The 13,518-nt window shown below is 75.0% G+C and carries 12 protein-coding genes; 8 read left to right on the plus strand and 4 right to left on the minus strand.

What is annotated here, in order from left to right; all coding sequences use genetic code 11:
• Positions 1-196: 196 nt before the first annotated feature.
• A complete protein-coding gene (locus ABZ576_RS17455) occupies positions 197-1,543 on the minus strand; it encodes a PH domain-containing protein (RefSeq protein ID WP_360741031.1) in 1,347 nt (448 codons plus the stop codon).
• Positions 1,540-2,043, minus strand: coding sequence for a PH domain-containing protein (locus ABZ576_RS17460; protein WP_360741033.1), 504 nt, complete (start codon positions 2,041-2,043; stop codon positions 1,540-1,542). Before ABZ576_RS17460 ends, ABZ576_RS17455 begins: the two co-directional genes overlap by 4 nt.
• A 31-nt stretch (positions 2,044-2,074) precedes the next feature.
• Between ABZ576_RS17460 and ABZ576_RS17465 the strand changes: the two genes are divergently transcribed.
• Positions 2,075-3,226: an NADH-quinone oxidoreductase subunit D gene (locus ABZ576_RS17465; protein ID WP_360741035.1), complete on the plus strand. Its 1,152-nt coding sequence runs from the start codon at positions 2,075-2,077 to the stop codon at positions 3,224-3,226.
• A gap of 56 nt (positions 3,227-3,282) precedes the next feature.
• On the opposite strand, the gene ABZ576_RS17470 is transcribed toward ABZ576_RS17465, so the two are convergent.
• Positions 3,283-4,386 (minus strand): SAM-dependent methyltransferase, encoded by a 1,104-nt coding sequence (locus ABZ576_RS17470; RefSeq protein ID WP_360741037.1) that lies wholly within the window; start codon positions 4,384-4,386, stop codon positions 3,283-3,285.
• Positions 4,387-4,504: 118 nt separating this feature from the next.
• Between ABZ576_RS17470 and ABZ576_RS17475 the strand changes: the two genes are divergently transcribed.
• Positions 4,505-5,710 (plus strand): sensor histidine kinase, encoded by a 1,206-nt coding sequence (locus tag ABZ576_RS17475; protein WP_360741039.1) that lies wholly within the window; start codon positions 4,505-4,507, stop codon positions 5,708-5,710.
• An 83-nt stretch (positions 5,711-5,793) separates the two neighbouring features.
• Entirely contained in the window at positions 5,794-6,465 is a 672-nt protein-coding gene (locus ABZ576_RS17480) for a response regulator transcription factor (protein ID WP_360741041.1), read from the plus strand.
• 165 nt (positions 6,466-6,630) lie between these two features.
• On the opposite strand, the gene ABZ576_RS17485 is transcribed toward ABZ576_RS17480, so the two are convergent.
• Complete coding sequence (locus ABZ576_RS17485) at positions 6,631-7,821, minus strand: beta-eliminating lyase-related protein (protein WP_360741043.1); 1,191 nt, start codon at positions 7,819-7,821, stop codon at positions 6,631-6,633.
• A gap of 186 nt (positions 7,822-8,007) precedes the next feature.
• Here ABZ576_RS17485 and ABZ576_RS17490 point away from each other — a divergent pair, with 186 nt between their 5' ends.
• From ABZ576_RS17490 to ABZ576_RS17510, 5 genes are read left to right on the plus strand one after another with little or no spacing between them, the layout of a single operon-like run.
• Complete coding sequence (locus ABZ576_RS17490) at positions 8,008-8,973, plus strand: DUF2520 domain-containing protein (protein WP_360741045.1); 966 nt, start codon at positions 8,008-8,010, stop codon at positions 8,971-8,973.
• Positions 8,970-9,971, plus strand: coding sequence for a pantoate--beta-alanine ligase (panC, locus tag ABZ576_RS17495; RefSeq protein ID WP_360741046.1), 1,002 nt, complete (start codon positions 8,970-8,972; stop codon positions 9,969-9,971). Before ABZ576_RS17490 ends, panC begins: the two co-directional genes overlap by 4 nt.
• Positions 9,968-11,665 (plus strand): L-aspartate oxidase, encoded by a 1,698-nt coding sequence (locus ABZ576_RS17500; protein ID WP_360741048.1) that lies wholly within the window; start codon positions 9,968-9,970, stop codon positions 11,663-11,665. Before panC ends, ABZ576_RS17500 begins: the two co-directional genes overlap by 4 nt.
• Before the next feature lie 26 nt (positions 11,666-11,691).
• Positions 11,692-12,669, plus strand: a complete 978-nt coding sequence (nadC, locus tag ABZ576_RS17505) for a carboxylating nicotinate-nucleotide diphosphorylase (RefSeq protein ID WP_360741050.1) — start codon at positions 11,692-11,694, stop codon at positions 12,667-12,669.
• Positions 12,670-12,674: 5 nt separating this feature from the next.
• Positions 12,675-13,472 (plus strand): type III pantothenate kinase, encoded by a 798-nt coding sequence (locus ABZ576_RS17510; protein WP_030651508.1) that lies wholly within the window; start codon positions 12,675-12,677, stop codon positions 13,470-13,472.
• Positions 13,473-13,518: the final 46 nt, after the last annotated feature.

The following is a 13,518-nucleotide window of genomic DNA, read 5'->3' on the forward strand; positions in this document are numbered from 1 at the left end:
GCACCGGGCCCGGCCTTCCCCGATGGGAAGCCGGGCCCGACGCGTCGGCGCAGCTCAGGGACCGGCGCACCACCGCGCGAGGCCCCTGGACGCGCGCACGCACCGCGCGGCGGGCCGGTGGCCGCTCCCGCCCGTCCCCGCCGTCGGCCGTCGGCCATCCAGCGTGAACCGGCCAAAACCGGACGCAGGCCGGTGGTCATCCGGTGGTCATCCAGCGGTCCGGCGGGGCGTCCCGGCGGCCCGTCCGCGACCTCTCCGCCTGTTCGGCCAGGAACCGCCCGGCCTCCCCGGCGTCGCGCAGGCGGGCCGTCACGGTGCTGTCGGCCCCGGTGTCCACGTGCACGTCGGCGAGGTCCCAGCGGCGCTGCCACGGCCCCTGTGTGAGCCGTACGCTCTGCACCTTCGCGTGCGGGACGAGCGACAGCCGGCGGCACAGCAGCCCGCTGCGGGCGGCGAACACCGCGCCGGTGACCGCGAGCCCGTGCCCGCGCCACCACACCGGCACGCACCACCGGGCCCGGCGCGGCACCGGCGCCGGCTCCCGTGGCACGGACACGCCGGGCAGCACGCGCGCGACGACCGACTCGGCGACCGCGCGCGGGGCGACCGGTACGAGCAGCGAGTTCGCGGACCCGGCCACGTCCAGTTCCACGCGCACCCAGTCCCACCGCCGCCACAGCAGCGGTTCCACGATCCGCACGGTCTGCACGCGCCCCGGCGGCACCGTCTCGTGCGCACGGTCGAGCAGCCCGCGGTCGATGCGCAGCCCGTCCGGGGACTCGCTCACCGTCCAGTCGTACTCGGTGACGAACCTGCCCACGCTGCTCGCGCCGGCCGCGCCGAGCAGGGGCAGGGCGGTGGCGATGACCGCCCACAGGTTGTGGGTGACGAGGTACAGCACGCTCGGTACGACGAGCGCGGCGCACAGCGTGCCCCAGGTGGCGCCCGTCATTACCAGGGAGCGCGCCAGCCCTGGCGAGGGCACGCGCAGCAGCTCGCGCGCCGGCGCCTCCCCGACGTCACGCGCCGTTTCGGGCGCGAATCCCGCCGCGCGGGCGAGCAGCTCCGCCCGGAGGGCGCGCGCCTCCCGCTCGCCCAGGAAGGCCAGCTCGTCCTTGTCGCCGGTGCCGATGACATCGATCCGCAGCTTCGCGACGCCCGCCACGCGCGCGAGGAGCGGACGGGAGACGTCCACGGCCTGGACGCGCTCCAGCCGGATGTGCGCGGTGCGCCGGAACAGCAGTCCCGTGCGGATGCGCAGTTCGGTGTCGGTGACCGAGTAGTGGGTGAACCACCACGACAGGAAGCCGTAGAGACCGGCCGCGGGCACCAGCACCGCGAGAACCACCAGGAGCGTGGTGCCGGTCAGCCGCCCGACCTGTTCCTGCGCGCCGCTCGGATCGTGCACCGCCCAGCCGGCGAGCGCGGCGAGCGGCGCCCACGCCCGGCGCAGGGGCGTGACCGGGTGCAGTCGGCGCTCGGTGACGGCCGGACGCTCCGGTATGCCGCCGGCCGGGCCCTCGGCGCTGCCCGGGGGTGTCACAGTCCCGCCGATCGGGCCTCGCCCAGCTCGGTCAGCCGGTCGCGCAGCCGCTCCGCCTCGGCCGGGTCGAGGCCCGGGAGGGTCGCGTCGGTCGCGGCGGCGGCCGTGTGCAGCTGCACGGTGGCCAGTCCGAAGCGCCGCTCCACGGGCCCGGAGGTCACCTCCACCAGCTGCATCCGCCCGTACGGCACCACCGTCTCCTCGCGCCACAGCACCCCGCGGCTGATCAGCAGGTCGTCGGCGCGCTCGGCGTACCGCCAGGAGCGCCAGTTGCGCCCCAGCAGCCGCCAGCCCCAGGCGGCGAACGCCGGCGGCAGCAGCGCGCAGGCGGCCCAGCCCGGCCCCGCCAGAAGGCCCGGCAGCAGCCCCGCGGCGACCGTCAGGACCCCCGTCCAGACGACCAGCAGCAGCCGGCGCACGCGCAGCAGCCCGGGTTTCAGCCGGCGCCAGACCGGCTGCTCCGCCGGCGCTCCGGTCCCTTCTCGGCTCCCCGTTTCCATGGGGCCAGCGTACGTAGGGGAAACTGGGGCCATGACTCCTACGACGGAGACCACGGTCGGCATCGGCGGCGCGGCGGAGAGCACCGACATGGTGCTCAACATCGGGCCTCAGCACCCGTCCACGCACGGCGTGCTGCGGCTCAGGCTCGTGCTGGACGGGGAGCGCATCGTGCACGCGGAGCCGGTGATCGGCTACATGCACCGGGGCGCCGAGAAACTCTTCGAGGCGCGCGACTACCGGCAGATCATCGTGCTCGCCAACCGCCACGACTGGCTGTCGGCGTTCTCGAACGAGCTGGGCGTGGTCCTCGCCGTGGAGCGGATGCTCGGCATGGAGGTGCCCGAGCGGGCGGTGTGGACGCGCACGCTGCTCGCCGAGCTGAACCGGGTGCTCAACCACCTGATGTTCCTCGGCTCCTACCCGCTGGAGCTCGGCGGGATCACGCCGGTCTTCTACGCGTTCCGGGAGCGCGAGGTGCTCCAGAACGTCATGGAGGAGGTCTCCGGCGGGCGCATGCACTACATGTTCAACCGCGTCGGCGGCCTCAAGGAGGACCTGCCGGCCGGCTGGACGGCACGCGCGCGCGAGGCCGTCGCCGCGGTGCGCTCGCGCATGGACGTCTTCGACGACCTGGTGCTCGGCAACGAGATCTTCCGGGGGCGTACGCGCGGGGTCGGGGCGCTGGCGGCGGAGGCGGTGCACGCGTACGGCGTGAGCGGCCCCATCGCGCGCGCCTCGGGCGTCGACTTCGACCTGCGCCGCGACGAGCCGTACCTGGCCTACGGCGACCTCCAGGACACCCTGAAGGTCGTCACCCGGAGCGAGGGCGACTGCCTGGCCCGCTTCGAGGTGCTGCTGGAGCAGACGCACAACGCCCTCGACCTCGCCGACGCCTGTCTGGACCGGCTGGCGGAGCTGGCGCCAGGGCCGATCAACCAGCGGCTGCCGAAGGTGCTGAAGGCGCCCGAGGGCCACACGTACGCGTGGACCGAGAACCCGCTCGGCATCAACGGCTACTACCTCGTCAGCAAGGGCGAGAAGACCCCGTACCGGCTGAAGCTGCGCTCGGCCTCGTACAACAACATCCAGGCGCTGACCGAGCTGCTGCCGGGGACGCTGGTGGCGGACATGGTGGCGATCCTGGGCTCGATGTTCTTCGTGGTCGGCGACATCGACAAGTAGCCCGCGCGGGCGCCGGGGTGCGCTCCGCCGGGCGGGCGCCTCGTACGGCTTGGGATCTAGATCTCCTGCACCTCCTGGGAGCCGCGCCCCAGGGGATCGCCGATGCCCACCGGCTGGAGCAGCCAGCCGAAGTCGCCGAGGCCGCCCGGTGCCGTGAGCTCGGCGGCCTCGCCGGCGCTCGCGAGGGCGCGTACGTAGGCGGAGGGGTCCGTGGAGGCCAGCGCGAGCGAGGGGCGTGCGCCGGTGATGTCGAGAGCGCGTAGGGCAGCGCGTTGCGTGAGCACGCGCGCGCCGGCCAGCTCGCGCGCCCCTTCGGCGGTCCGCTGCGCCGTGCCGGACGGCGCCCGTGCCGCGCCCGGCGCCGCCGCGCACGCGTCCAGGGCGACGTGTGCCGTGAGGTCGCAGGAGCCGTCCGGCACGGGCGTCGTCTCGCGGCCCTCCCTGAAGCCGGTGAGCGTCCCGAACAGCGGGCGGGTGTCCACGGTGTGCGCGTAGTCCACGGCCACCGCCAGTCCGCGCGCCACCCGGTCCACGGCCGCCGCCCAGGCCCGGTCCCGGGGCAGTCCGATCTCCGCCCGCAGTCCCTCCTCGGCGGGCAGCGGCCACCAGCGCGCGAGCCAGCCGGCCTCCTCGCCCGTCACGGGCTCCCCGAGCCGCTCGGTGCCGTCCGGCGCGACGAGGACCAGCCGGGGCACGCCCGAGGCGTCCACCTCGACGACGTCCACGGGGACGTTGTCCAGCCACTCGTTGGCGAACAGCAGCCCGTCGACGGCGTCCGGGAGTTCGCTCAGCCAGGTGATCCGCGCGTCCAGCCCGGCCGGGCGGTCGGCGATCTCGACGGCGTACGCGCGCGTGCGTGCCGCCACGTCCGACGGCAGGACGGCGAGCACCCCCGCCACCAGTTCCCCCCGCCCGGCGGCCATGTCGACGAAGTCCAGTACCGGGGGCCGGCCGAGCGCCGCGTCGACCCGGCACAGCAGCCGGGCCACGGCCCGCGCGAAGAGCGGGGAGGCGTGCACGGAGGTGCGGAAGTGACCGGCCGGCCCCTCCGGGCGCCGGTAGAAGCCGCCGGGTCCGTACAGCGCCGCCTCGGCCGCCGCGCGCCAGCCGCGCGGGCCCGGATCCCCGCCGGATCCCCGCCGCCTCGTCTCATCCGTCACGGCACCAGACTAGGCACACAGATGATCACGGCCTCCACCTTGCGGAGTATGTGCGCGGAGCACGGATCGGCCCCTCGGTTGACTCCCGCACACATCCCGTTTCCCTACTCTGGGTTACGTGCAGCGCCTCTACGACTTCCTCCGCCACCACCCGACATGGGTCGACGCCTTCTGGGCCGTCGTCCTGCTCGGGGTGTCCGGGCTGAGCGCGGTCAATCTCGACGGGGTGCCCGGCCGCCACGGCACGATCCCCCTGGTGATGGCCGTCTCCGTCGTCCTGTGCGCCGTCGTGGCGCTGCGCCGCCGCTTCCCGGAGCCGATGCTCCTGCTCGCCCTCCTCACCGGGCTGGCCCAGCTGGTGCTGGACGTGGAGACGACCGTCGCCGACTTCGCCATGCTGGTGATCACCTACACGGTCGCGGCGGTCGGCGTCCGCTGGGCCTCCCGGCTCGCACTCGCCGTCAGCCTGTGCGCGGCGACCGTGGCCCAGATCCGCTGGCCGGACCCGCACAGCAGCTTCGCCGGGCAGATCGCCATCGCCGTCTTCCAGACGGTGCCCTTCGCCCTCGCCTGGGTGCTCGGCGACTCCATGCGCACCCGGCGCGCCTACTTCGCGCAGCTGGAGGAGCGCGCGGCCCGCCTGGAGAAGGAGCGCGAGGCGCAGGCGAAGGTCGCGGTCGCCGCCGAGCGCGCCCGCATCGCGCGCGAGCTGCACGACGTCGTCGCGCACAACGTGTCGGTGATGGTGGTGCAGGCCGACGGCGCCGCCTACGTCATGGACGCCGCGCCCGACCAGGCGAGGAAGGCCCTGGAGACGATCTCCTCCACCGGCCGCCAGGCCCTGGCCGAGATGCGCCGCCTGCTGGGCGTGCTGCGCACCGGTGAGCACCAGGAGACCGGGGAGTACGTCCCGCAGCCCGACGTCGAGCAGATCGACGACCTCGTCGAGCAGTGCCGCAGCTCCGGCCTGCCGGTCGACTTCAAGGTGGAGGGCACCCCGCGCCCGCTGCCCACCGGCGTGGAGCTGACCGCGTACCGGATCGTGCAGGAGGCGCTGACCAACACCCGCAAGCACGGCGGGCCGAACGCGGGCGCGAGCGTACGGCTGGTCTACTTCGACGACGGTCTCGGCCTGCTGGTGGAGGACGACGGCAAGGGTGCCCCGCACGAGCTGTACGAGGAGGGCGGCGCCGACGGGCAGGGCCACGGCCTGATCGGCATGCGCGAGCGCGTCGGGATGGTCGGCGGCACGCTGGACGCCGGGCCGCGCCCGGGCGGAGGATTCCGCATCAGCGCCCTGCTGCCGCTCAAACCGGCGCACTGACCCGCCGTACGCCGCCTGCGTACGCCACCCGTACGCCCCCACGGCCCCCGAAGCCGGCAACCGAAGACACGGAAGAGGACCCGATGACGATCCGCGTGATGCTCGTCGACGACCAGGCGCTGCTGCGCACCGGGTTCCGGATGGTGCTCGCCGCCCAGCCGGACATGGAGGTCGTCGCGGAGGCGGGCGACGGCGTGGAGGCCCTCCAGGTGCTGCGGTCCACCGCCGTCGACGTCATCCTGATGGACGTCCGGATGCCGAAGCTGGACGGCGTGGAGACCACCCGGCGGATCTGCTTGGAGCCGGACGCGCCGAAGGTGCTCATCCTGACCACGTTCGACCTGGACGAGTACGCGTTCTCGGGGCTGAAGGCGGGCGCCTCCGGCTTCATGCTCAAGGACGTGCCGCCCGGTGACCTGCTGGCCGCGATCCGCGCCGTGCACAGCGGCGACGCCGTCGTGGCGCCCTCCACCACCCGGCGCCTGCTGGACCGCTTCGCGCCGATGCTGCCCTCCACCGGCAAGGAGCCCCGCCACCAGCAGCTGGAGCGGCTCACCGAGCGGGAGCGCGAGGTGATGGTGCTGGTCGCGCAGGGCCTGTCCAACGGCGAGATCGCGGCGCGGCTGGTGCTGAGCGAGGCGACGGTGAAGACGCACGTGGGCCGCATCCTGACCAAGCTCGGCCTGCGGGACCGGGTCCAGGTGGTGGTGCTGGCGTACGAGACGGGGCTGGTGCGGGCGGGCGGCCACGGCTGACACCGCGGCGGCCGCCGGCTCCGCCGGGGCGCACCGGTCCGGCCGCCCGGCGGGGCGCCCCGGCCCGCCCGCCCCCGGCACGCCCGCCCCCGGCACGCCCGCCCCCGGCACGCCCGCCCCCGGCACGCCGGTTCCCGGCCAGGGGGTGTCTCGCCGTCTCGCCGATCAGGCCGGGCCCGACCGACCAGACGCCTGCTGGCAGGCCCTCCCCGGCAGCCGGGCCACGAACGCGCCGGCCGCCGCCCGTACCTGCTCCGCCGTCCAGTCGAGACCGGCCTCGTCCACCGTGACCTCCGTGCACGCCAGCCCGGGGCCCGCCTGCTCCCAGCCGCCCGCGAACAGCAGCACCGAGGTCTCCTCGGCCTGCCGCACGGCCGCCTCGGCCGCCACGTCCGCGTCGTACGGCACCCAGACCTGGAACTGGTGGATGTGCGGTTCGGCCGGGTGGACGCGCGACCAGGGCATCCCGGCGTCCGCCAGCCCCTCGCGCAGTGAGGAGGCCACCACGCGCGCGTGCCGCACGTACGCGGGCAGCCGGGGCAGCTTCCGGTCGAGGCCGGCGAGCGCCGACAGCACCGTGGGGAACTGCTGCACGACCATGCCGCCGTACCGGTGCCGCCAGGCCCTGGCCTCCTCGATCAGCGTCCCCGGGCCGGCGACCGCGGCACCGCCGAAGCCGCCGAGGGACTTGTAGAACGACACGTAGACGGTGTCGGCGAGGCCGGCGACCTCCGCCAGCGGGCGGCCGAAGTGCACGGTGGACTCCCACAGGCGCGCGCCGTCGAAGTGCACCACCGCGTCGCGCTCCCGCGCGGCCGCGACGACCTCGGTCAGCTCCTCCCACGTGGGCAGCACGAAACCGGCGTCCCTGAGGGGCAGCTCCAGCATGAGGGTGCCGAAGGGTTCCTCGAAGTCCTCCACCTCGGCGGCCGTGGGCAGCCGGGGCGCGGTGGTCACGTGCACCGGGCGCAGGCCGGCGACGTCCCGCAGGGCGTTGCGCTCGTGCACTTCGGGGTGGGCGAGCGGGTGCAGGGCGACCGTGGGGCTGCCGGTGCGGGCGGCCCAGCAGCGCAGGGCGACCTGCTGCGCCATGGTGCCCGTCGGGAAGAACGCGGCGGCCTCCATGCCGAGCAGGGCGGCGACCCGCTCCTCCAGGTGCGCCACGATCCCGTCGCCGTACAGGTCGCCCGGCTCGTCCAGGTCGTAGACCCCCGGCGCCGTCTCCATCAGCTCCGCCAGCCGTTCGCGGATCGTGTCCCGCAAGCCGGGGCGCGCGAGCACCCGCGCCGTCCGCTGGAGGGCCGTCCGCCGCTCCCGCACCGACCGCATACCGTCCTGCTCCGCCGCGTCTCTCATGCGCGCGATCATCCCGCGCCCGCCCGCGCCGCGGCACCCCGGTTTCCGGGGCGGCCGGCACCGGCGCGGCGGCGTGGGGAAACCCACAGCCTGTGGACGGCCGGCCGCCGCCGGACCCGATAGCGTTAACATGACGAGAAATCGTCCGGTACCCAGAGCGGACTGGAACGGGAAGGCCGCCGTCGCGTGAGTACAGTCCACCAGCAAGACCTCAAGGACCGCCCCGCGCGGCTCACCGTCGGCGTCGTCGGCGCCGGTCGCGTGGGCCCCGCGCTGGCCGCGTCGCTCCAGCTCGCCGGGCACCGCCCGGTCGCCGTCTCCGGGGTCTCCGACGCCTCCCGCAGGCGCGCCGAGACCCTGCTCCCGGACGTTCCGCTGGTGCCGCCCGCCGAGGTGCTCCAGCGCGCCGACCTGGTGCTGCTGACGGTCCCCGACGACGCCCTGCCGGGCCTGGTCGCCGGGCTCGCCGAGACGGGCGCGGTACGGCCGGGGCAGCTGCTCGTGCACACCTCCGGGCGGTACGGCGCCAAGGTCCTCGACCCGGCGCTGCGGGCGGGCGCGCTGCCGCTGGCCCTGCACCCGGCGATGACCTTCACCGGCACGCCCGTGGACGTCCAGCGCCTCGCGGGCTGCTCCTTCGGCGTCACCGCGCCCGAGGAGCTGCGGCTGGCCGCCGAGGCCCTGGTGATCGAGATGGGCGGCGAGCCGGAGTGGATCGACGAGCGGAACCGCCCGCTGTACCACGCGGCCCTCGCGCTCGGCGCCAACCACCTGGTGACCCTGGTCGCCCAGTCCATGGAGCTGCTGCGCACGGCCGGCGTGCAGGCGCCCGACCGGATGCTGGGCCCGCTGCTCGGCGCCGCCCTGGACAACGCCCTGCGCTCCGGCGACGCCGCCCTGACCGGGCCGGTCGCGCGCGGGGACGCGGGCACGGTCGCCGCGCACGTCGGCGAGCTGCGCCGGCACGCACCGCAGGCCGTGGCGGGCTACCTGGCGATGGCCCGCGCGACCGCCGACCGCGCGCTCGCCCACGGACTGCTGAAGCCGGAGCTGGCCGAGGACCTGCTCGGGGTACTCGCCGACGGGGCCGGCACGACCGGCGGCACGACCGGCACCGACGGCACGACCGGCACCGAGGGGAACGACCGATGACCACCGTCCTGCTGAGCACCGCCGGCGAACTCCACGCGCGCGCACGCGACGGCCGCCGCGCCGTCGTCATGACCATGGGCGCCCTGCACGAGGGCCACGCCACCCTCATCCGCACCGCGCGCGAAATCGCCGGCCCGGACGGCGAGGTCGTCGTCACGGTTTTCGTCAACCCCCTCCAGTTCGGGGCCGGCGAGGACCTGGACCGCTACCCGCGCACCCTGGACGCCGACCTGGAGCTCGCCGGGCGGGCGGGCGCCGACGCCGTGTTCGCGCCCTCCGTGGACGAGGTCTACCCGGGCGGGGAGCCGCAGGTGCGCGTCACCGCCGGCCCCATGGGCGCGCGCCTGGAGGGCGCCTCGCGGCCCGGCCACTTCGACGGCATGCTCACCGTCGTCGCCAAGCTGCTGCACCTCACCCGCCCCGACGCCGCCCTGTTCGGGCAGAAGGACGCCCAGCAGCTGGCGCTGATCCGGCGCATGGTGCGGGACCTGAACTTCGGCGTCGAGATCGTCGCCGTGCCGACCGTGCGCGAGGAGGACGGGCTCGCCCTGTCCAGCCGCAACCGCTACCTCTCGGCACCGGAGCGCCGTACCGCGCTGGCACTGTCCCGCGCGCTGTTCGCCGGCCGGGACCGGCACGCGGCGCAGGAGGCGCTGCGCGCGCGGGCCCGGGAGGTGCCCTCCACCCGCGCGCGTGCCGAGGCGCTGAGCGCCATAGGGGAGTCCCGCGCGGCGGCCGACGCGCACGCGGTGGCCACCGCGGCGCCGGGCGGCCCGGCGGCCGTCCGGGCGGCCGCCCGCCAGGTCCTGGACGAGGCCGTCCGCTTCGACCCGCCGCTCCGGCTGGACTACCTGGCGCTGGTCGACCCCGCCGACTTCACCGAGATCGGCGACGACTTCACCGGCGAGGCCGTCCTCGCCGTCGCGGCCCGGGTCGGCACGACCCGGCTGATCGACAACATCCCCCTCACCTTCGGATCCCTCGGAGCCGCCTCGTGACCAGCACAGGCATACGACTGCACGCACCCGCCCCCGGGTGGTCCATCTCCGCGGACGTGGTCATCGTCGGTTCCGGTGTGGCCGGTCTCACCGCCGCCCTGCGCTGCGAGGCGGCGGGCCTGACGACGGTCGTCGTCACCAAGGCGCGCCTCGACGACGGCTCCACCCGCTGGGCGCAGGGCGGCGTCGCGGCCGCGCTCGGCGAGGGCGACACCCCCGAACAGCACCTCGACGACACGCTGGTGGCGGGCGCGGGCCTGTGCGACGAGGAGGCCGTACGGATCCTCGTCACCGAGGGCCCCGACGCCGTACGGCGGCTGATCTCCACCGGCGCCCACTTCGACACCGACGACGAGGGCGGCATCCACCTCACGCGCGAGGGCGGCCACCACCGGCGCCGGATCGCGCACGCGGGCGGCGACGCCACCGGCGCGGAGGTCTCCCGGGCGCTCGTGGAGGCCGTCCACGCGCGCGGGCTGCGCACGATCGAGAACGCGCTCGTGCTGGACCTGCTGACCGACGCCGACGGCCGCGCGGCCGGGGTCACCCTGCACGTGATGGGGGAGGGCCAGCACGACGGCGTGGGCGCCGTCCACGCCCCCGCGGTCGTCCTCGCGACCGGCGGCATGGGCCAGGTGTTCTCCGCGACCACCAACCCCTCGGTGTCGACCGGCGACGGCGTGGCGCTGGCGCTGCGCGCGGGCGCCGAGGTGAGCGATCTGGAATTCGTGCAGTTCCACCCGACCGTGCTCTTCCTCGGCACGGAGGCCGAGGGGCAGCAGCCGCTCGTCTCGGAGGCGGTGCGCGGTGAGGGCGCCCACCTGGTCGACCGGGACGGCGTGCGCTTCATGGTCGGCCAGCACGAGCTGGCGGAGCTGGCGCCGCGCGACATCGTCGCCAAGGGCATCCTGCGGCGGATGCTGGAGCAGGGCGCGGAGCACATGTTCCTCGACGCCCGGCACTTCGGCGCCGACATGTGGGAGCACCGCTTCCCGACCATCCTGGCCGCCTGCCGGGCCCACGGCATCGACCCGGTCACCGAGCCCATCCCGATCGCCCCGGCCGCCCACTACGCCTCCGGGGGCGTCCGCACCGACGCCCGGGGCCGGACCACCGTGCCGGGCCTGTACGCGTGCGGCGAGGTCGCCTGCACCGGCGTGCACGGTGCCAACCGGCTGGCCTCGAACTCCCTCCTCGAAGGACTCGTCTACGCCGAGCGGATCGCCGCCGACATCGCCGCCGAGCGGTCCGCGGGCGGCCTCCTCGCGCGCGTGCCCGCGCCCGTCCCCCAGCCGGACCGGCCCGCGCACCCGCTGCTCGCCGCCGAGTCCCGGTTCGCCATCCAGCGGATCATGACCGAGGGCGCGGGCGTGCTGCGCTCCGAGGAGTCCCTCGGCAGGGCCGCGGACCAGCTCCAGAAGCTGCACGGCGAGGCCCGGGAGGCGCTGGCGGAGAACGGCAAGACCGCCGAGCCCGGCGTGGACACCTGGGAGGCGACCAACCTCCTGTGCGTGGCCCGGGTCCTGGTCGCCGCTGCCCGGCGGCGCGAGGAGACCCGCGGCTGCCACTGGCGCGAGGACTGCGCCGGGCGCGACGACACGAACTGGCGGCGCCACATCGTCGTACGGCTCAACCCGGACCGGTCGCTGGCCGTACGCACCACCGACACCGCAGACTTCCCCCCTATCCGGTAACAACCGCCCCAGGAGCAGTGACAGACGTGAGCACCGACGACCTTCCCCTCGCCCCGACCGGTGGCTGCGGCGACGGCTGCGCCTGCGGCGCCGAGGGCGAGGAGGAGTACCTGGAGTGCGGGCTCGACCCCGCGCTCGCCGAGCTGCTGGCCGCCGCCGGGCTCGACCCGGTGGAGGTCGAGGACATCGCCAACGTCGCCATCCAGGAGGACCTGGACGGCGGCGTGGACGTGACGACCGTGTCGACCATCCCCGAGGACGCGGTGGCCACCGCCGACTTCACCGCGCGCGAGGCGGGCGTCGTGGCCGGCCTGCGGGTCGCCGAGGCCGTGCTCTCCGTGGTCTGCACGGACGAGTTCGAGGTCGAGCGGCACGTGGAGGACGGCGACCGGATCGAGGCCGGGCAGAAGCTGCTGTCGGTCACCACGCGCACGCGTGACCTGCTCACCGCCGAGCGCAGCGCGCTGAACATCCTGTGCCGGCTGTCCGGCATCGCGACCGCCACGCGCGCGTGGGCGGACGCGCTGGAGGGCACCAAGGCACGCGTGCGCGACACCCGCAAGACGACCCCGGGCCTGCGCTCGCTGGAGAAGTTCGCCGTGCGCTGCGGCGGGGGCGTCAACCACCGCATGTCGCTGTCCGACGCGGCCCTGGTGAAGGACAACCACGTGGTCGCCGCCGGCGGCGTCGCGCAGGCCTTCAAGGCCGTACGGGAAGCCTTCCCCGAGGTGCCGATCGAGGTCGAGGTCGACACCCTGCACCAGCTGCGCAAGGTCGTGGAGGCGGGCGCCGACCTGATCCTCCTGGACAACTTCACGCCGGGCGAGTGCGCGGAGGCCGTGGGCATCGTCGGCGGCCGGGCGCTGCTGGAGGCGTCCGGGCGGCTGACGCTGGCGACCGCGCGCGCCTACGCCGAGACGGGCGTGGACTTCCTGGCCGTCGGCGCGCTCACCCACTCCTCGCCGATCCTGGACATCGGCCTGGACCTGCGCGAGGCGGAGTAACGGCGATGCTGCTCACCATCGACGTCGGCAACACGCACACCGTCCTCGGTCTGTTCGACGGCGAGGACATCGTCGAGCACTGGCGCATCTCCACGGACGCGCGCCGCACGGCGGACGAGCTGGCCGTGCTGCTCCAGGGCCTGATGGGCATGCACCCGCTGCTGGGCGAGGAGCTGGGCGACGGCATCGACGGCATCGCGATCTGCGCGACCGTCCCCTCGGTGCTGCACGAACTGCGCGAGGTCACCCGGCGGTACTACGGCGACGTGCCGGCCGTCCTGGTGGAGCCCGGCGTGAAGACGGGCGTGCCGATCCTCACCGACAACCCCAAGGAGGTCGGCGCGGACCGGATCATCAACGCGGTCGCGGCCGTCGAGCTGTACGGCGGTCCGGCGATCGTCGTGGACTTCGGTACGGCGACCACGTTCGACGCGGTCTCCGCGCGCGGGGAGTACGTCGGCGGGGTGATCGCACCCGGTATCGAGATCTCGGTGGAGGCGCTCGGCGTCAAGGGCGCCCAGCTGCGGAAGATCGAGGTGGCCCGGCCGCGCAGCGTCATCGGCAAGAACACGGTCGAGGCCATGCAGGCGGGCATCGTGTACGGGTTCGCCGGCCAGGTCGACGGGGTCGTCAGCCGGATGGCGCGGGAGCTGGCGGACGATCCGGACGACGTGACGGTGATCGCCACGGGCGGGCTCGCGCCGATGGTGCTGGGCGAGTCCTCGGTGATCGACGAGCACCAGCCGTGGCTGACGCTGATCGGTCTGCGCCTGGTGTACGAGCGGAACGTCTCACGCCTGTGAGGAGCGGCCGGCGCCCGCGCGGCGACCGGCCCCGCCGGTGAGGCAC

It is taken from the genome of Streptomyces sp. NPDC013455 (assembly GCF_040632975.1).
In the GTDB taxonomy this organism is placed as follows: domain Bacteria; phylum Actinomycetota; class Actinomycetes; order Streptomycetales; family Streptomycetaceae; genus Streptomyces.